Origin of the sequence: Anaerovorax sp. IOR16, assembly GCF_017168145.1 — a bacterium.
Taxonomy (GTDB): domain Bacteria; phylum Bacillota; class Clostridia; order Peptostreptococcales; family Anaerovoracaceae; genus IOR16.
In genome coordinates, this window is record NZ_JADQTL010000010.1 from 476751 (window position 1) to 496586 (window position 19836).

Below are 19836 nucleotides of genomic sequence, written 5' to 3' on the forward strand. Positions count from 1 at the left end.
ATACTCCCATGAAAACTTGATAATTAAATATAAGTCTATATAATTATTATTAGTGATATTAAAAGGATGGTAAATATTATGAAAAGAATAGGTGCATTGATATTTGGAATTATAATAACTTTATTAATCGCAGTTCCGGTCTTTGGAGATACAAAAGTAAGTGTTAATCTAAATGGAGAGCTCATTGAATTTAATGACAGCACAGGTTATCCATTCGTAGATAAAAACTATCGGACATTGGTACCCTTAAGACATACTATGGAATCAGCAGGTTTCACGGTAACATGGAATGAAACCTCAAAAGTTGCTAGTGTTGCAGATGGTAAAGGAACAAAAGTTGATATAAAAATTGGTGATAATTATATTACGAAAGAAACAAACGATAATGGTATATTAGAAACATCAAGAATAAAAAATGATACTTTTGCAAGGATGGTTAATAATAGAACGTATCTTCCTATTCGAATCGTCCTTGAGTCTTTTGGCTCTTCCGTTGGCTGGGATGAAATTAATAACAGTGTCATTGTAAACACGAACGGTAATAGCATTACCATAAGTAATACCAATAGTTTAAATGCTGAGCAAATTTATGATAAGTATTCACCAGCGGTTTTTTATATTGAAATCTATGATTCTAATAGTAACGCTATAGGTAGCGGAAGTGGATTTTTTATTGATTCAAAGGGTATTGCACTTACAAACTTTCATGTTATTGAGGACGCTTACTCCGCAAAGATAAAAACTCAAGATGGAAAAACTTATACTATTGAAGGTGTATATGACTTTAATAAAACTCTAGATATTGCAAAGATAAAGATAAATGGAAGCGGTTTTCCATATTTACCAATTGGTGATTCAAGTAAGGTTATAGCAGGTAGTGAAACTTTTGCAATTGGAAGCCCTTTAGGACTTGATAATACCATTTCACAAGGAATTGTGTCAAATGCAAATCGAGTGTTAGATGGTATCTCTTATATTCAAACAACCGCTCCTATTTCTCAAGTAAGCAGCGGAGGTGCTTTATTTGATAAAAATGGGAAAGTAATAGGAATTACCTCGGGATATTTTTTAGAAGGTCAAAATTTAAACATTGCCATTCCAATTAATAATACTAAACAATTAAAAAACACAGCTTTAAAAAAATTAAAAGATTTACCAAAATCAGCAAAAGATACTACTTCATTTGATGCAAAGATAGTATCATCAGATAGTTATTTTTTAAATGCAGATAAAGAATTGACGGTACTAATCAGTTATATAAATTATAATGAATACGTTGATATTGAATACGTTATAGAGGATATCTCTATTGTTAGCGCATATTGGGGCAAATGGTATGAAAACACGATTCCATTGACATTTTTCGGTGAAAAACCAGGAACTACTGATATTAAAATAAATTTGTACGATTCTGAAACTGAAAATTTATTAGTATCAAAAACAGTACAAGTAAAATGTATTAAAGACTTTTCAGATTTATATTATCCTGAATATTATCCAGTTCCTGATTTAGGAACTATATTCCCAGCCCCTATCATTGATAAATATTATGGTGATAATGCTACAAATTACTATTATTTAACCAATGATTTAATCAAAGCGAATAGTAATTTTGCTGAATTATATAGCAATGATTTATTAAGTAGTGGATTTTATTATTCTGGTAAATTTTATGATGATGCAGGTGATTTAGTAATGACCTATAAAAATAATTTTTACGGGCTTATAGTATTTATCTCACAATATAAATTAGAAGGAGATTCCTATTATGCAGTAATGCTATATAGAGAATAGCTATATATATCTTATAATAATGGCTTTCTATGATGATTAAAGTCAACATAGAAAGCCATATAATTTTAAATTCATCTCTTCAATCATTATTTCTTAGGCTCATTAGGCTACGAAATCTCTATCCCTAGTTCTTTTGCAACATCCTTCAAATAAATCGTCTCCGTTTTATCTTTATAGTGTAATGTAATGGTTTCCTCTTTCATAAATGGTTTTAAATTTCCATCTTCATCAAGGCAGTTTATTCCGTAAGAAAATTGATTTGGGTATTTCCCTCGGTCATCTAAAATACTTTCAAAACATTCTCTCACGACCATTTCTGGTCCCGTATAATCCTCATGATTACGCCTTATGTGCCACATAGTCAGCACTTTATCGTCTGTTAGCTCAAAATCAAAAATTATCGCATCCTCTTCACAAGAATATGTAATTTCCATATTGTTGGAATTTACTTTCCAACCTATTCCAAAGAAGTAGAAATAAGACCCAACCAGTAATGCGTACACAGTTAAAGTTATAATAACAGATTGCAAAATTTTTCTATTTAGCTTTTTAAAAGGATTAATTTTTTTCTTATCATACAAAGGCTCTTCCACCGAAACCTCTTCTTTCATTTGCGCTAACGTTTCTCTACACTGAGAACAATTCTGTAAATGCTCTTCAATTTCAAGGTTGCTTTCAGGACTGGTTAAATGATCGATATAGCTTGGAAACAAATCCTTAATAATTTCACACTTCATTTTACTCTTCCTTTCATAATTTTTTGTTTTGACCGATAAAAGGTGACTCTTGCCCAGTTTTCATTTTTATTAAATACCTCTCCAATTTCTTTAAAAGAAAAAGCCCCTGTAATACGCAACAGAACCACCTCCTTTGCGGTTTCCTCAAGAACATGCACTGCTTTAATTAATTCCATTTTTTCTTCTGTTCGGCAGAATTTATCCTCTGGACTTAATTGATTGGAAACAATATTGTCGTCAAGAACAGACGTCTGTTTGCGCTTCCTTTTATCAATTTCTTGATACCATACATATTTTGCAATTTGGCAAAGCCACGTAGATACTTTGCATGTTCCGTTATATCGATTTGCTGATTTCATTGCACGATAAAAAGTTTCCTGCGTGAGCTCTTCTGCTGTGTTCACATCATTGCAAAGACTCAATAAAAACTTAAAAACAATCTCGGCATATTCATGATAAATATCCTCTGTATCAAGCAAACAACATCACCTCCTTCACAACATATATCCTAAAAAACTCATTTTCGTTACATATTAATTTTAAAAAAGACATCTGTAAAAAACAGATGCCACAAGAAATCTTATTTCCTATTTCAATAAACTAATATTTCAAATAAAATGAAACGCTTATAGCCGTTTCTTAAAAGCTATGACAACTCTTTTTCAGAGAATTCTATCGTCACTGCATATACAAATTCATACCCTTGTTCTTGGTATACTTGTGGTTCATTAAAATAAGTAACGCCATAAGAAGAAATCTCATCTTTTGATGTAAAAATTTGTATTGCTACGGGAATTTCTTTTCCACACTCTATTGTTTCCATTGAAAAATTTTCTGTTGAGGCAAAAAATGTTGAATTAGCCATTCCCTTTGTATTTATTTTCTGATTCGTGTGATGTTCTACACCAGAAATAGTATCACCATTTTGAATGGCTACATGAAATCCCTCACCAAGGTGATTAAATTCAATCGCAATCCTACCTGCTTTGTTTTCAATTACATGGTTTCCGCCGGTTTCATGAATCCATGTACCCTTATCATCAAGCTTATAGCATTTGATTGAAATACTTTTTATATTTTCACCAACCGTATAATCAAAAAACGCACTGAAATTATCATTTTGAAGTAATTTAGCTATTCCATTCTCTTGTTCTGTGAGATCAGCCACATTTAATTGCATTGAAACTTCTTGATTTTCACCACAAGCTGTCATGCAAAGTATAAAAAGCAGTAATAAAATCATTGAGATGATCTTTTTCATATTTTTCTTACCTCTCTAATACAAATAAACGATTCTTGATATTGCTATTATTTCTGCAATGTTCTGCTTATTAATATTGTAATTAACGATCCATTTACTCTAAATCTTGAATGTTCATTTTCCCTAGTTCCTTTTTTTGTTTGTATTTCTCTCTACAAGCAAAATAAATAATCAGATACACTAATGTAGGAATATTTGATAAGATAAAGGTTGATGCCATTAAGCCGAAAATATCCCAATGACTCATACCATCAAAAATTGCCAAAGAAACAATCATCAACAAAGAATAAGCAAAAAATATAAGTGGCAACACCAAGCCAAACCATTTATTCTCTCTTTTTGATAAAAAAATCTGCAGGCATATACTGCCTGCTACTAGAAACATAAAAATAATAATGTTAATACTTAAAAACACTTACACATCCTCCTTTTTCATTTTCTTATACTCATTTATTAGAATTTTTGCCGCTTCAAAATCAACTTTATCATTAACTGCAAGTCGCTTTATTAAAGCGATATATGGTTCATTTGCAGAATCCTCACTGATTTGAATTTTTTGAATCAGTTTATCCAATCTAAGTCGAACCGTGGGATAGGTTACACCATATTGATTCGCAATTTCTTTTAATGAACCGGATGCCAAAATAAATTTTTTTATAAACGAAATATCTTCATTATCAAGATTTATCATCCATTCAGGAACAATTTCTATTGCCATAAGAACCTCCATTTTAATAATATTAAGGTTATACTATAATATTATTAAAGTCAATACTTAGTATTGACTTTATCTAAATTATTGATTCTTTACTGTCATATTTGCATGTATAACTCCAATATCATCTCTTATTTTCCATCTATCATCATAATATAGAACAAATATTATTCTTCCAGAAAAGAGATACTGATTGTAATAATTTTTCAAGATTTATTAACAATGTTGATTATTTTCTATATAAATAATGAGCTGACATCATTTGAGTTATGACATCAGCTCATTATTAGAATTTAAGTATTACCTTTTTATTAATCTGCTTTCGGCTTTTCAAAAGTCCCAAATACGATTGGTTTCCCTTCTTTAACCATTACCTTTCCTTTTGCAATCACCGTATCGATGATTAAGTCCTCTGCATTTAATAGGCAAAGGTCTGCATCGTAGCCTTCTTCAATACGGCCTTTTCCCTTAAGCTTCAAGATTCGAGCTGGATTTGAAGTGATGGCTTTTATTGCAATTTCAAGAGGAATTTCTGCCTTTTTCACACATTCCCGAACTTCCTTTAAAAGGCAGCTGCCCTTTCCGATCCCGATTCCAACAAACTCTTGCTTTTCATTGAAAATCGGAAGGCTTCCCTGACCGTCGGATGAAATTGTAAACTGATCGCTGCTTACACCTTCGTCCAACATACGTTTTATACCTGTACATACCCGAACTTCATCACAGATGGTTTCCCAATAATCGATATCTTCATTTCCGGTAAAATCCACAAAGCCTCCATCTTTGGCATATGCTAAACATCGTTCAAAAAGCATTGCATTTCGATTGATGTGTGTCGGTAAAAATTGAGATTTCGGAATTTCTGTTTCCTCCACAGTACGCTCAATCAGATCAATGCATCGAGGGCTATCACCCAAATGTATATTCAAAATACCCGCTTTTCCCGACAACATGCCACCCACTCTGCTGTCTGCGGCAATTCGAATAAATTCTTCAAAGGTAGGCTGAGAAGAGCGATGATCTGAAATAGCAATCTCTCCGACTCCGATAACCTTATCAAGCATCATAATATCTTTCATCAGGCTATCGGTTAATGTATGCACCGGTACTTGATAAGATCCAGTATACACAAAAGTGCTAATACCTTCTTCTTCCAACCCTTTTGCCTTTGCTAAAAGTGCAGTCATATCTCTGCCAATACCGTCCGTACCAATGCAACCAACGACCGTTGTGATTCCAAAGGTAGTAAGGTCCGTTAACGTAGCTTCCGGCGTTCTTGTCGCAAAACCACCTTCGCCGCCTCCACCCATAATGTGTTCATGAGAATCAATGAAACCCGGTACTAAGCACTTTCCTGTACCATCAATGATTTCTACTCCTACATTTTGTCCAAGCTCTAAGTCTTTACCGATCTGACAGATTTTACCTCCAGCAATTAAAACATCCATCGTGCCTAAGCATTCTGGTGCATATACTGTTACATTTTTTATTTGCTTTATCATGGTTTACCTCTTTTTTGTGTCTATCCGTTAAAACTGATTTTAGAAACCACTCATACTTGCAATGATTATGGTTACAACTGCCATAACATAGAGTATTCCTAAGAATTTGATCATAAATTTAACCCATTTTGCCCAATCAAGTCTTGCAATCGCCAAAGCACCCATAAGACAACCAGAAGTTGGAACAATTAAATTAGTTAAAGCATCACCAAGCTGGAACGCTAAAACAGCAGTCTGACGCGTTACTCCTAAAAGATCTGCTAAAGGTGCCATAATTGGCATTGTCAATGCAGCTTGACCGGAACCAGATACAACAAAGAAATTGAAAACAGACTGGAAAATATACATAAGTACTGCTGCAGCTGTCGCAGATAATCCTACAAATGCGCCACTTAATCCATTTAAAATTGTATTCAATACGGTTCCGTCCGTAGGCTCGGCTCCACCAAGCACAAGCATAATACCCTGCGCCATACCTACAATCATTGCAGCTCCAACTAAATCAGATACACCCGTTTTAAAAGATTGCGCCATATCATTTACGGTCATATTGTTTAATTTAAATATAACACCGATAATACCAGCAACAATACCCATAATGAAAAACTGTGTTGCCAATTCCGGGATGTAGTATCCATTTTTCATAACACCCCAAACGACCCAAATCATTCCAGCTACAATCGTCAAAAGTACCAAAGCGTGCCCAATTCCAAATTTCTGCACTTCACCGGATTGTTCTTCAAATTCTTTTCTAAAGTATTCATCCGATTCATGCGCAACGGATTTCATAGGATCTTTTTTAATTTTAGCCGCATAAATCATTGTTAAAACAACGCCAACTCCGGTAAAAATAAACCACATTATAATACGGAAATTTGCACCTGAAAAAACAGGCACACCAGCGATTCCTTGTGCAATTGCAACAGAAAACGGATTCATCCAAGAAGTACCAAATCCAATTTGCGTAGCGACATAAGTAATTAAAATTCCAACAACAGAATCATAACCCATTGCAATAACAAGTGGAATTAAAATCATTGCAAATGGCAAAGCTTCCTCCCCCATGCCAAATACTGCTCCGCCAAGAGAAAAGAGTATAAAAAGCAATGGAAGCAATAGCTTTTCTCTGCCTTGCGTTTTCCCAATCATATTCAGAATTCCGGTTTCTACCGCACCAGTACGCAAGATAATTCCAAATGCACCTCCGATGACTAAAATGAACGCAATAACACCAACTGCAGATCCCCATTTGTCACCCTTTACCATACCTTCAAATACATAATTGAATAAACCAACTTCACCATATGGTTCAAATAAAGAAATACCTTCTTTTAACGGTTCTCCATTATCATCCAATACATACTGAAAGCTTCCATCTTCAATGACCGTTCTGGTTTTCTCTACCCCATTTACCATGTATGTAACTTCTTCCGTTGAATACATGCCCTGAGGAATAAGGTAGGTTAGCAATGCAGCTAAAACTACTACAAGAAAAATAATGACGTAAGTATCCGGCATTTGAAAGCCTTTGTTTAGAGTTTCTAAACCTTTTTTCTTATCCTTACTCATTTCACACCTCCAAAAATAAATATAAATAACTTCTAACCAAATAATATAAGCAAAAATGATGCCATTTCTAAATATTTTCCTCTTTTTAGATAAAAATATATAAAAAAAGCAAGGATATTTCCTGATTTTTACTTTATTATAGGAAACTCTTGCTTTATCTCTATCACTTTATTAAATTTTGTCGTTGAAACAATCGAATTAAAATGGTCTTATGGCTTTATTTGGTTACCATTAATTTTATTTGGTTGCCATTTATCCAGAACCATTTCTCCCTTTTTCGTTAAACTAGCTCCACTTCGGCCCCTTTTTTGAACTAAATAATCTTCGCTTTCCAATTGTTTAAGACGCGTTCTAACTTGGCCTTCCGTACAATATTTTCCGCAATTAGTTAAATATTGTGCTATATTTACTCTTCCGGCAATACGATTTTGTTTATGCAAATTTGATACAGCTTGCAATATATCATAAAGTTCTACACTCATTGATTCAAAAAAATTAGGAAATGATTGTGCTCTTTGAATATGATTTTCCGTATCATCCGTTGCAAACTCAAAAAAATGTGTATCCGGCAAATCACATATTGAAAGATGATTTCCTTTTTGCCTAACGGCTAACATATATTTAATCGTATTGTATAATTCTCTCACATTCCCATTCCATCTAAGTTTTTGAAATACATCAAAAACCTCATCTTCAACCTCTATGGAATGACCAAGTTCTTTTTTTATAAAATACTCTACTAAAGGTTTTATTTCTTCCGGCATTTCTCGCAAAGTCGGCAAATGTATGCACCCCATTTTCAAACGAAAATAAAGATCGGCACGAAATTGCCCATTATGAACCATTTCTTTTAAATTTTTATTCGTAGCGGCAATCACCCGAATATCTACTTTTTTTATATTATTTCCTCCAAGAGGCATAATTTCTTTTTCTTGTAAAACACGTAGCAGTTTTGTTTGCATTCTTGCAGAAATGTCACCGATTTCATCCAAAAATATACTTCCGCCGTCTGCTTGCTCAAAAAGTCCTCGTTTTCCTCCTTTTCGGGCACCTGTAAATGCACCTTCTTCATATCCGAACAATTCGCTTTCCATCAATTCCTCTGGAAAAGCGCTGAAATTTGCAGCCACATATGGACCATTTTTTCGATTGGATGCATTATGAATGGAGGACGCAAACAATTCTTTCCCTGTTCCACTTTCCCCCTCAATCAATACAGTCAAATCAGTTTTTGCTAGTTTTTTGGCTTTTTCCTTTTCTTCTAAAAGTCTAGGTGATCTCCCTAATAGATTTGAAAAAGAATAAACCGCAACATAACCTTTACTCTGCAGCTTTTCTTTTAAGAGATTTCTCATTACTTCCGTTTCGGCATTCATTAAAATCATTTTTTTTGAAATCTCAATAATTTTAGTAGTATATGGACGAACGACAGAATTTCCATCCCAATTAGATACACCGATTAATTCCGCAATTCCGACTAAAGAAGCAAGGTCTAAACCACGCGGCTTTAAGTCTATAATTTTTTTAATGCTCTTTGGTACCATGTGAACTTCGCCCGGAGTAATCGCAATCGAAAAAGCAGACAGATCAAGAGGTTCTTTCCCTTCTTTTTGATAATCTGCATCCATGGCGGGATACCATGCAACGTATTCAATATGATTGACACCGATCTCAAGCAAATTTTGAATACAAGTCTCTGCGGTTTCTTTTGCATCATTTACAAATAGAACTTTTTGACCTTTTGGGATTGTTATGACTTGCTCAATTTCATCCAACTGCAAAAAACGCCGGCACACAAAATAAGAGATTCCTTCTGTTAAAAGATCTGCTTCCTCCATCTCTCTTTTTAACTCATCACTGGAGAGCAAAACAATATCTGCGGTTCCTTCCACTTCACGAATCTGCCCTAAACCCGTATCAAGCGCATAAGAAATAATCTGGATTCCTTCTCCCAGAACATCTTTTAATTGTTGCTCCAGACATTTTTTTGTTTCTTCTGAACCGGCAATGAGTACAACCGTTTTTTTTGCATTTGTCATAGGCTCTATCCTTAATATCCTAAACCAAACCGTTCCTTTACACGTTTCATTGTTGCTTCGGAAATGGCATTGGCACGTTCTGCACCATCCTTTAAGATTTCCAATAATTCCTGAGATTCTCTGATTTCCTGAAAACGTTCTTGAATTGGTGCGATGGCACCTACTGCAATTTCAACCAAATCCTTTTTAAAATCACCGTATCCATGTCCTTCATACGCTTTTTCAATTTCAGAAACTTCTTTTCCAGAAAACGCGCTGTAAATATTAAGTAAATTACTGATTCCCGGCTTGTTTTCCAAGTCAAAACGAACAACGCCATCCGAATCTGTAGTTGCTTTCATAATAGATTTTTTTATTTTTTGTGGGGTATCTAATAGAGAAATGCGACTGTGTACATTTTCTGCACTTTTACTCATTTTGCTCGTAGGATCATCCAACGCCATGATACGTGCACCACTTTTTAAAAATCTTCCATCTGGTACAACAAAAGTTTCGCCATATTTATTATTTACACGAATCGCAAGGTCTCTTGTCAGCTCAATATGTTGCTTCTGGTCATTTCCAACCGGAACAATGTCAGTATCATAAAGTAAAATATCCGCTGCCATTAAAACCGGATAGTTAAATAACCCTGCAGGAGCAGACTCTCTGCCTTTGCTTTTCTGCTTAAATTGCGTCATACGAGAAAGTTCCCCGGTATACGCTGCACAAGTCAATACCCAAGAAAGTTCTGCATGTCCGCTGACATCCGATTGAACAAAAACAATGGATTTTTTAGGATCCAATCCAACTGCGAGATAAAGTGCTGCAACATCTAAAATATTTTTACGTAAGGTCGCAGGATCTTGTTGAACGGTGATAGAATGCATATCTACAATGCAATACAAACAATCGTTTTCGTTCTGTAATTCTACAAACTGTTTCAAAGCACCTAAATAATTCCCAATATGTATATTTCCTGTAGGCTGAACGCCTGAAAACACCCTTTTCATAATCAAACCCTCCATGCTTCCTTAAACTTATCCTTTAATTTCTTTTCAATTCTTGATATCGTCATCTGTGAAACACCAAATTCCTCTGCAATTTGTTGTTGTGTTTTACTTTGTACGAAACGTTTTTGAAACAACTGTTGTTCCTGTTCATCCAACTGTGCCAATACACCCTTTATTAATTCTGCATCTTCAAAACTGGAAAATCCGCTATCTTCAACACCCATATATTTTTCAAATACAGAACCATCTCCCTCATCCTGATTATCATCAAAGGTCTGCTGTAAGGAATATGCTCCGTAAGATTGTCCGCTTTCCATTGCTTCCAAGATCTGCTCTTGTGTATGGCCAAGATATTCTGCCAACTCTTTTACCGTTGGAACACGGTGTAGCTTAGAGGAAAGTGCTTCTTTTGCCTTTGGAAGCTGAGCGGATATTTCTTTAAGCCGCCTCGGCACCTTAACCATCCATCCTTTATCTCTAAAATACCGTTTGATTTCACCAATGATAGTCGGCGTAGCAAAGCTTGTAAATTCAAAACCTTTGGAAGCATCAAACCGTTCCACGGCAAAAACCAAAGCCATAGAACCTACCTGATACAAATCTTCGTATTCCACGCCTTTGTTTAAATATTTCCGTATTAAAATATCAATCATATATAAATAATGTTCGACAATTTGATTTCTCAGCTCAATGTTTTTGGTCTGGCTGTATTTTTCAAATAAGTCCTTTATATTGGTTTGGTTCATTGAGGACATAGAAAACTCCTAAACTCATTTGCAATTGCAATACTTCACCATTTTAATTTTTGTTCCTGCCCCGATTTCAGAAAAAATATCAACTTCATCCATAAGGGCACGTATGATAAAAATACCCAAACCACCTTCTTTTGGTTCATCGGGATTTGGCATTTGATATTTGCTCATATCATAGCCTCCTGCTCGGTCCGTAATAAGAATCGTGATTTGCTCTTTGCAAACCTCACAGGTCACTTCATAAGATTGTACCCCTGGGCATCCATGACGTACGACATTCGTACACGCTTCTGAAACCGCTACTTTAATGTCATCAATGGCTTCTACATCAAAACCGATACTGTTTGCCAAAGAAGAAACCGCCATGCGGACCATACTTACGTATTCCGGTTTTCCAGGGATTGAAAATTTCAATAAGTCTGTCATTCAAATCTCCTCGTTTCCTTATAGAAAAATTTTGTCAAGACTGGTTATACACAATAACTTTTCAATGTTTTCTCTGGGATTCAAAAGGGTAATTTTCTTACCCTTTTCTTGCATTCTTGCGTATGCACCAATCATTACTCCAAGCCCGGTACTATCAATGTAGTTTAAATGATCCAAATGCAACAACATATCTTCTGCATTTTCCAAAAAATTATTGTCCAATGCAGCTCGAAGTTCTGGAGCTGTTAGAATATCTACCTCTCCACATAAAACAATTTCCCATTTTTTTATTTTCTCATTGAAATGACTGTCAATCTGCAATGCCATCTTTTTATGTCCTCCTAAAAACTATACCCCTGCAAGTTGTATTTTAAACGTTTAGAATCCTTTTTATTTGTTTACTGTTTTAAAGTTTTATTTGGGAGTTTTTTCATTTCTTTCTTTCGGCTCATCCTCATCTTCATCTTCACGAACTACCTTGGCCATCGCGATGATATTCGCATCGTCTTTTACCTTCATAATCTTGACTCCTTGCGTAGCTCTGCCAAGTCTCGATACTTCCGATGCTTTGATTCGAATAATAATTCCATCCGAATTAATCAGTAAGATTTCATCATTTTCATTGACAACCATAGCACCGATTAACTCTCCGGTTTTACCAAACTTTCCTTTATCATAAGTCAAAAGACCCTTACCGCCTCTTGCTTGCACTTTATAATCTTTGACTGCCGTTCTCTTTCCATAACCTGCCTGTGTAACAACCAATAGCTCTTCTTCTTTTTCTGCAAGCTCCATTGCAACCACTTCATCTCCTTTTTCTAAGGAAATCGCTCGCACGCCACCTGCCAAACGACCCATTGGTCTCACATCTTCTTCACTAAAGCAAATACACTTGCCATGCTTTGTCACAATAATAACATTGCTCGTTCCGGAAGTCTCTTTGATTCCGATAAGTTGGTCGCCTTCTTTTAGATTAATCGCAATCAATCCGGTTTTACGGTTAGTATTAAATTGTGACATATCCATTTTCTTAATAGTACCCTGTTTTGTAACTGCAATCAAATACTTATTTGCATCAAATGATTGAATCGGAATCACTGCCGTAATTCTTTCACGCTGCATTAAATTCAAGAAGTTAACTGCTGGTGTACCCTTTGCCGTTCTCTGCGCTTCCGGAATTTCATAAGCTTTGATACGGTGCGCTTTTCCGGTATTTGTAAAGAACATCAAATAATCATGCGTTGATGTAATCAGCATATTCTTTACAAAATCATTTTCTCTCGTAGTCAGTCCGGTAATTCCTTTTCCTCCACGTTTCTGTGTTTTATAGGTATCGGCGGATACACGCTTAATGTAACCCAAATGTGTTAAGGTAATTGCAACGTTTTCTTCTGCAATTAAATCTTCCTCATCAATTTCTTGTGCATCGGCTACAATTTGTGTTCTACGTTTATCACTGTACTTTTTCTTAATTTCAAGAAGTTCGTCTTTGATAACACCCATCAGTTTTTTTTCATCTGCAAGCAAGCTCTTATAGTAAGCAATTTTTTCCATAAGATCTTGGTATTCTGCTTCGATTTTTTCTCGTTCTAATCCTTGCAGTCTGGCAAGACGCATATCTAAAATTGCTTGTGCCTGCAATTCGGAAAGCCCAAAGCGTTCCATCAAACGTGGCTTCGCATTATTATAACTAGAACGAATGATTTTGATAATTTCATCAATGTTATCAAGAGCAATGCGTAAACCTTCTAAGATATGTGCTCTTGCTTCTGCTTTTTTTAAATCAAAAATGGTTCTTCTTGTAACAACATCCTTCTGATGCTTTAGATATTCTACTAAAATTTCTTTTAAATTCAATAACTTTGGCTGCCCATTGACAAGAGCAATCATAATCATACTGTAGCTATCTTGCATTTGGGTATGTTTGTACAAACGATTTAAAGTAATCTGCGGATTTGCATCTCTTTTCAACTCGATAACAATACGCATACCATGACGGTTGGATTCATCTCGAATGTCGGAAATACCTTCAATCCTCTTTTCTTTTACCAAATCTGCAATTTTTTCAATCAATCTTGATTTATTTACCTGATAAGGGATTTCTGTGACAATAATCTGTTGTCTTCCTTTTGCTGTTTCTTCAAATTCTACCTTGGCCCGAACAACAACCTTACCCTGTCCGGTACGATAAGCTTCTTTTGCATTATTTTTACCCATAATGATAGCGCCCGTAGGAAAATCTGGAGCTTTTACAATTTTTATTAAATCCTCTATGGTTGCATCTTCATCATCAATCAATTTTATCGCACCATCAATTACCTCACCAAGATTGTGAGGTGGAATGGAGGTCGCCATACCAACGGCAATCCCGTTGGAACCATTTACTAAAAGGTTTGGAAAACGAGCCGGTAATACGGTCGGTTCTTTTTCTTCTTCATCAAAGTTCGGCATAAAATCAACCGTTTCTTTGTCAATGTCTCGAAGCATTTCCAAAGCAAACGGAGTCATTCTTGCTTCGGTGTAACGCATTGCCGCAGCACCGTCTCCATCGACAGATCCAAAGTTTCCATGACCGTCAACCATCATATAGCGAATCGAAAAGTCCTGTGCCATACGAACCATTGCATCATAAATCGAGCTATCTCCATGAGGGTGATATTTACCCATAACTTCACCGACGATACGAGCCGATTTTTTATGTGGCTTATCCGGTGTGACGCCAAGTTCGCTCATTCCATATAAAATTCTTCGGTGAACTGGCTTAAGTCCATCTCTTACATCAGGCAATGCTCTTCCTACAATAACGCTCATCGCGTAATCAATATAGGAGTTTTTCATTTCATCATGAATTTCATGCTGAATCACTTTTGTATCTTCTAATAAATTCATTTTGCTTTCTTTCCTCCTATATATCTAAATTCTTTACATACTTTGCATTCTCTTCAATGAATTTCTTTCTTGGTGGAACCTTATCACCCATTAATGTGGTAAACATTTCATCAGCAGCTGCCGCATCTTCAAGTGTAAATTGAACTAAAGTTCTCTGTTTGTAATCCATTGTTGTTTCCCATAGCTGATTGTAATCCATTTCTCCAAGACCCTTATAACGTTGGATCACTGCTTTTCCTGGTTTATCTGCAATCTGCGCCATTAAGCGTTCCTGCTCTCTTTCCGAATATGTGTAATAGACATCTTTGTTTTTCTTTACTTGGAAAAGCGGTGGCTGTGCAGCATAAACATAGCCCCCTTCAATCAATGGTGTCATATAGCGATAGAAGAATGTCAGAAGCAATGTACGAATGTGTGCTCCATCGACATCAGCATCTGTCATAATAACAATTTTATGATATCTTAGCTTCTCAATATTAAAATCCGTACCAATGTTACATCCAAATGCCGTAATCATATTTTTGATTTCTTCGGAATTTAAAATCTTATCTAGTCTTGCTTTTTCTACATTTAGAATTTTTCCACGAAGCGGTAAGATCGCTTGTCTCATTCTATCACGTCCCTGCTTTGCAGAGCCGCCTGCAGAATCTCCTTCGACAAGGAAAATTTCTGAAAGCGCCGGATCTTTTTCGGAGCAATCTGCTAATTTACCTGGTAAAGAAATTCCATCCAATACACCTTTTCTTCTCGTTAATTCTCTTGCCTTTCTTGCAGCTTCTCGTGCTCTTGCTGCGCGTAGACATTTATCCAAAATAACACGAGCCTGCTGTGGGTTTTCTTCTAAAAATCCAGATAAGTTTTCATTTGTCGTTGTCTCAACAAAGCCTCTCATTTCACTATTTCCGAGCTTTGTCTTTGTCTGCCCTTCAAATTGAGGCTGTGTTAATTTTACCGAAATAATCGCAGTTAACCCTTCTCGAATGTCTTCGCCGGAAAGACTGCCCTCATTTTCTTTTATAAATTTATTTCTTTTTGCATAATCATTAAATACTCTTGTCAAAGCGGACTTGAATCCAGCCATATGAGAACCGCCTTCAGTTGTGTTAATGTTATTTGCATAAGATAAAATCGTTTCATTATAACGATCGGTATATTGCATTGCAATTTCTACTTCATGATCATCTTTTTGATATTCAAAATAGATGATATCTGGGTGAATGACTTCTTTATTTTTATTCTGATGCTTTACAAATTCTTTAATTCCACCTTCATAATGGAAGACTTCTTTTCTTTTTTGTCCTTCTCTTTCATCGGCAAGTGTAATTTTAATGCCACGATTTAGAAAAGCCATTTCACGAAGTCGGTGTTCTAACGTTGCAAAAACAAACTCTGTTTCTTCAAAAATTTCTGAATCTGGTTTAAAAATAGTTCTGGATCCGGTTTTCTTCCCGCATTCTCCAATTACCGTCAATTCACTGGCTATCTTTCCTCTTGAATACGTCTGACGATAAATTTTCCCATTTCTTTTTATTTCTACTTCCATTTCTTCCGACAGTGCATTTACTACAGATGCACCTACGCCGTGTAACCCACCGGATACTTTATAACCTCCGCCTCCAAACTTACCTCCTGCATGAAGTACAGTATGAATGACCTCAACCGCAGGTTTTTTTAACTTCGGATGAAGATCAACCGGCATACCTCTCCCATCATCTTCTACCATAATGGAATCATCTTGTTGTATAACTATAGAAATTGTTTTACAAAAACCAGCAAGTGCTTCGTCGATGCTGTTATCCACAATTTCATAAACCAAATGATGCAATCCGCGAGGACCTGTTGTACCAATGTACATTCCAGGTCTTTTACGAACCGCTTCCAATCCTTCTAATACCTGAATTTGCTCTGCGTTATATGCTTGTTGCTGCTTTACGTCTTCTAACGCCATTTTATCCTCCATTTCATATAAAAAAATATAGTAATTTCATATTGTTTTATCAAATCTTATCGTATTTTGTTTAAAACCTCTAATTCAAACCATGCACAAAAAGGCTTTTCGAGAAAACTCATTAAAAACCTTTCTTCTTATATTTTATTCATAAACTTCATTATAACTTAATTCTTGCCAATATACAACTTTTTTACCAAAACAGCTTAAAATATTAAAAAGTTTATTTTCGCGCTTCTAATCGGCGTTTTTCGGTTTTGCCACTACATTTTATTCTTTTATATATATTACCATTTTCAATCTATATCTTATCCTTAATTTTTTCTAGTATTTTTTAATTTTTCTCCATTTATTTCTCTATAAAATTTTTTATTTGGCACCTTCTTTTTTTGATTTTACACAATATCTGCACATTGTGAACAGATTTACTTGTTTTACCCACAAATTGTGTATAACTTCTGTTAATCTGATTTTTTCATTATTTTCTTTTAGGTATTGCCTGTGGATAACTTTTTTTGTTATGATATCTGTACGTAATTATCTTATAAAAAATAATTAAAATATCTATTTTTAGAATGGAGTACCAATGAATAATTTAAAAACACTCTGGGAAAAAACTCTAGAGCTTCTTCAACCTGAATTAACACCTGTAAGCTTTGACACCTGGATTTCTCCTTTATCCCCAATCAATGTGGACGAAAAAGAAGGAATCCTATATTTATCTCTTTACAGCGATTTTTCAAAATCGATTTTAGAAGGCCGCTATAAACCAGTCATTGAAAATGCAGTAAAGCAAGCGTTTGGGAAAGCCTTGAAAGTTTCATTTATTTCACCAGAGGAAGCGCAGGTAAGTCAAAATAACAGCGGCGCTTTAGGACACGGTTTTACAGACGAGCTCTATTTAAACCCAAAATACATATTTAACACCTTCGTCATTGGAAACAACAATCGTTTTGCACATGCCGCTTCCTTAGCCGTTGCTGAACAACCGGCAAAAGCGTACAACCCTCTATTCATTTATGGTGGGGCTGGACTCGGAAAAACGCACTTAATGCATGCAATTGGACATTATATTTTACAACTAAATTCAAAAACAAGGGTTCTGTACGTTTCTTCAGAAATGTTTACAAATGAACTGATTAAGGCAATCCGTACAGATAAAAACGTAGAATTTCGAAACAAATATCGCAGCATTGATGTATTGATGATTGACGACATCCAATTTATTGAGAAGAAAGAAAGAACGCAGGAAGAAATTTTCCATACCTTTAATACTCTTTACGAAGCAAACAAACAGATTATTATTTCCAGCGATCGTCCACCAAAAGAAATTGCAACGCTAGAAGAACGTTTACGTTCCCGTTTTGAATGGGGTCTGATTGCAGATATTCAAGCTCCCGATTATGAAACAAGAGTTGCAATTTTAATGAAAAAAGCAGAATTAGAAGAAGTAGCCATTACGGATGCTCTTCTGGATGTCATCGAAATCATTGCAGAAAAAATTCAATCCAATATTCGAGAATTAGAAGGTGCTTTTATCCGAGTTATTGCCTATGCAAATCTTACTAATCAGAAAATTACAAGAGAATTGGCAAAAGAAGTACTTAAGGATGTGTTTTCTTCAAAGAATACAGAAATTACTCCAACATTGATCAAACAAATGGTTTGTAAACATTTTGAAGTAAAAGAATCGGATATGGTATCTTCAAAAAGATCTCGATACATTGCTTTTCCGAGACAAATTGCAATGTATTTATGTCGAACGCTTACTGATTTATCCTTACCTAAAATCGGTGAAGAATTTGGAAACCGTGATCATACTACGGTATTGCATGCTTATGAAAAAATTTCTACTTCTTTTGCCGAAAGCGAAGATTTAAAAAATGTTATATCTACATTAGAATCACAGATAAAAGAAATTTAATCCACAGGGTAAGGAAATTTAAAGGAAATTTGATAAGAGTTATACACAAGTTCCTCACAAGCAGCATTGTGTATTTTACTTATCCACAGAAGTTATCCACAAATCCACAGCCCCTATTACTACTGTTACTAACTTTTATTTATAAGAAGGAGGCATTCTCATGCGCTTTACTTGTTCCCAACAAATATTATCGAAGGCACTTAATACTGTTTCAAAAGCCGTTACCACACGTACAACTCTTCCAATTTTAAAAGGTATTCTTTTAGAAACAACCAGTAATAACCAATTAAAACTTTCCGCTTCAGATTTAGACTTAAGTATAGAAAAAACAATATCCGTTGATGTATCTGAACCAGGCGCCTTAGTCGTTTCAGCTCGTCTATTCAGTGATATTATTCGAAAATTACCAAATGAAACAATAGAAGTGGAACAATTAGAAAATAATCAAATTCGTATTCATTGCATGGCATCCGAATTTACAATTGTTGGATTGCCAGCTGAAGAATTCCCCAATATCGGAACCGTAATGGAAGATCAAGCTTTGCTTATTGAAAAAGACCTTTTAAAAGATATGATAAAAAAGACTTCCTTTGCCGCTAGCATTGATGAATCAAAAGGGATTATTGTTGGTGTTTTAATTGATTTATCTGTGGATAAAATGACAATGGTCGCTTTGGATGGCTTCCGAATGGCTGTGACGAGAGAAAAAATGGAAAATGAACAAGAAAGGAAATTGGTTATAGCAGCTCGAATCCTAAATGAAATTAATAAAATTATTATAGATTCAGAAAAATCAGAAAAAGAAGAATCGATTTCTCTGATACTAGATGATAAAAAAGCAGTTATTACGATGGAAGATACGCGTATTATTCTTCGATTATTAGAAGGAGAATTTATTAAATATAATGACATTCTCCCTAAAAATTATAATTGTCGTGTTCTTTTAAATAAAAATGAATTTTTAGAAAGTATAGAAAGAGCTTCTTTATTAGCAAAAGAAGGTAAAAATAATTTAGTTAAATTCTCAATCGAAGGTGAAAGTATGGAAATAACATCTCGCTCCGAAGAAGGAACTGTAAGAGAAACCGTTATGATTGAAAAATTAGGAGATAATCTAGAGATTGGATTTAATTCAAAATATGTTTTGGATGTTTTAAAGGTAGTCACTGACGAACGGATTATTTTACAATTCAATAGTAGTATAAGTCCTTGTTTGATTAAACCGGTAGAGGGAGATGCTTTTGAATATTTGGTTCTACCTGTAAGAATTGCAAATAATTAAGGGAAG

At 35.0% G+C, this 19836-nt stretch carries 17 protein-coding genes; 3 read left to right on the forward strand and 14 right to left on the reverse strand.

The window, feature by feature from the left end; genetic code table 11:
- Positions 1-78 precede the first annotated feature (78 nt).
- Entirely contained in the window at positions 79-1794 is a 1716-nt protein-coding gene (locus I2490_RS12715) for a trypsin-like peptidase domain-containing protein (protein ID WP_206460131.1), read from the forward strand.
- A gap of 107 nt (positions 1795-1901) precedes the next feature.
- On the opposite strand, the gene I2490_RS12720 is transcribed toward I2490_RS12715, so the two are convergent.
- The 14 genes from I2490_RS12720 to gyrB all read right to left on the reverse strand — a co-directional run bounded on the left by I2490_RS12720 (position 1902) and on the right by gyrB (position 16624).
- On the reverse strand, positions 1902-2531 hold the full coding sequence (locus tag I2490_RS12720) for a zf-HC2 domain-containing protein (protein ID WP_206460132.1): 630 nt from the start codon (positions 2529-2531) through the stop codon (positions 1902-1904).
- Positions 2528-3010 (reverse strand): RNA polymerase sigma factor, encoded by a 483-nt coding sequence (locus I2490_RS12725; RefSeq protein ID WP_206460133.1) that lies wholly within the window; start codon positions 3008-3010, stop codon positions 2528-2530. Before I2490_RS12725 ends, I2490_RS12720 begins: the two co-directional genes overlap by 4 nt.
- Before the next feature lie 167 nt (positions 3011-3177).
- Positions 3178-3792 carry a hypothetical protein gene (locus I2490_RS12730; protein WP_206460134.1) on the reverse strand — a complete coding sequence of 205 codons (615 nt, stop codon included), beginning with the start codon at positions 3790-3792 and terminating at the stop codon, positions 3178-3180.
- 94 nt (positions 3793-3886) lie between these two features.
- A complete protein-coding gene (locus I2490_RS12735; RefSeq protein ID WP_330634645.1) occupies positions 3887-4207 on the reverse strand; it encodes a hypothetical protein in 321 nt (106 codons plus the stop codon).
- Positions 4208-4510: a DUF2089 family protein gene (locus I2490_RS12740; protein WP_206460135.1), complete on the reverse strand. Its 303-nt coding sequence runs from the start codon at positions 4508-4510 to the stop codon at positions 4208-4210.
- A gap of 308 nt (positions 4511-4818) precedes the next feature.
- On the reverse strand, positions 4819-6009 hold the full coding sequence (gene iadA / locus I2490_RS12745; RefSeq protein ID WP_209010615.1) for a beta-aspartyl-peptidase: 1191 nt from the start codon (positions 6007-6009) through the stop codon (positions 4819-4821).
- Positions 6010-6048: 39 nt separating this feature from the next.
- Positions 6049-7578 (reverse strand): putative basic amino acid antiporter YfcC, encoded by a 1530-nt coding sequence (gene yfcC, locus I2490_RS12750; RefSeq protein WP_206460136.1) that lies wholly within the window; start codon positions 7576-7578, stop codon positions 6049-6051.
- 209 nt (positions 7579-7787) lie between these two features.
- Entirely contained in the window at positions 7788-9617 is a 1830-nt protein-coding gene (locus I2490_RS12755) for a sigma 54-interacting transcriptional regulator (protein ID WP_206460137.1), read from the reverse strand.
- Positions 9618-9628: 11 nt separating this feature from the next.
- Positions 9629-10609 (reverse strand): tryptophan--tRNA ligase, encoded by a 981-nt coding sequence (trpS, locus tag I2490_RS12760; RefSeq protein ID WP_206460138.1) that lies wholly within the window; start codon positions 10607-10609, stop codon positions 9629-9631.
- 2 nt (positions 10610-10611) lie between these two features.
- Positions 10612-11355: a SigB/SigF/SigG family RNA polymerase sigma factor gene (locus I2490_RS12765; RefSeq protein WP_206460139.1), complete on the reverse strand. Its 744-nt coding sequence runs from the start codon at positions 11353-11355 to the stop codon at positions 10612-10614.
- Positions 11356-11379: 24 nt separating this feature from the next.
- Complete coding sequence (locus I2490_RS12770; RefSeq protein WP_206460140.1) at positions 11380-11787, reverse strand: ATP-binding protein; 408 nt, start codon at positions 11785-11787, stop codon at positions 11380-11382.
- A gap of 18 nt (positions 11788-11805) precedes the next feature.
- On the reverse strand, positions 11806-12114 hold the full coding sequence (locus I2490_RS12775) for an STAS domain-containing protein (RefSeq protein ID WP_206460141.1): 309 nt from the start codon (positions 12112-12114) through the stop codon (positions 11806-11808).
- 87 nt (positions 12115-12201) lie between these two features.
- On the reverse strand, positions 12202-14676 hold the full coding sequence (gene gyrA, locus I2490_RS12780; RefSeq protein WP_206460142.1) for a DNA gyrase subunit A: 2475 nt from the start codon (positions 14674-14676) through the stop codon (positions 12202-12204).
- Positions 14677-14692: 16 nt separating this feature from the next.
- The gene (gene gyrB / locus I2490_RS12785; protein ID WP_206460143.1) at positions 14693-16624 is read right to left on the reverse strand and encodes a DNA topoisomerase (ATP-hydrolyzing) subunit B; all 1932 of its coding nucleotides are present in this window, start codon (positions 16622-16624) and stop codon (positions 14693-14695) included.
- Between the two features lie 586 nt (positions 16625-17210).
- Between gyrB and dnaA the strand changes: the two genes are divergently transcribed.
- Together dnaA and dnaN are read left to right on the forward strand one after the other, a co-directional pair.
- Positions 17211-18548: a chromosomal replication initiator protein DnaA gene (dnaA, locus tag I2490_RS12790; protein ID WP_206460144.1), complete on the forward strand. Its 1338-nt coding sequence runs from the start codon at positions 17211-17213 to the stop codon at positions 18546-18548.
- A 160-nt stretch (positions 18549-18708) separates the two neighbouring features.
- On the forward strand, positions 18709-19830 hold the full coding sequence (gene dnaN, locus I2490_RS12795; RefSeq protein WP_206460145.1) for a DNA polymerase III subunit beta: 1122 nt from the start codon (positions 18709-18711) through the stop codon (positions 19828-19830).
- Positions 19831-19836 lie beyond the last annotated feature (6 nt).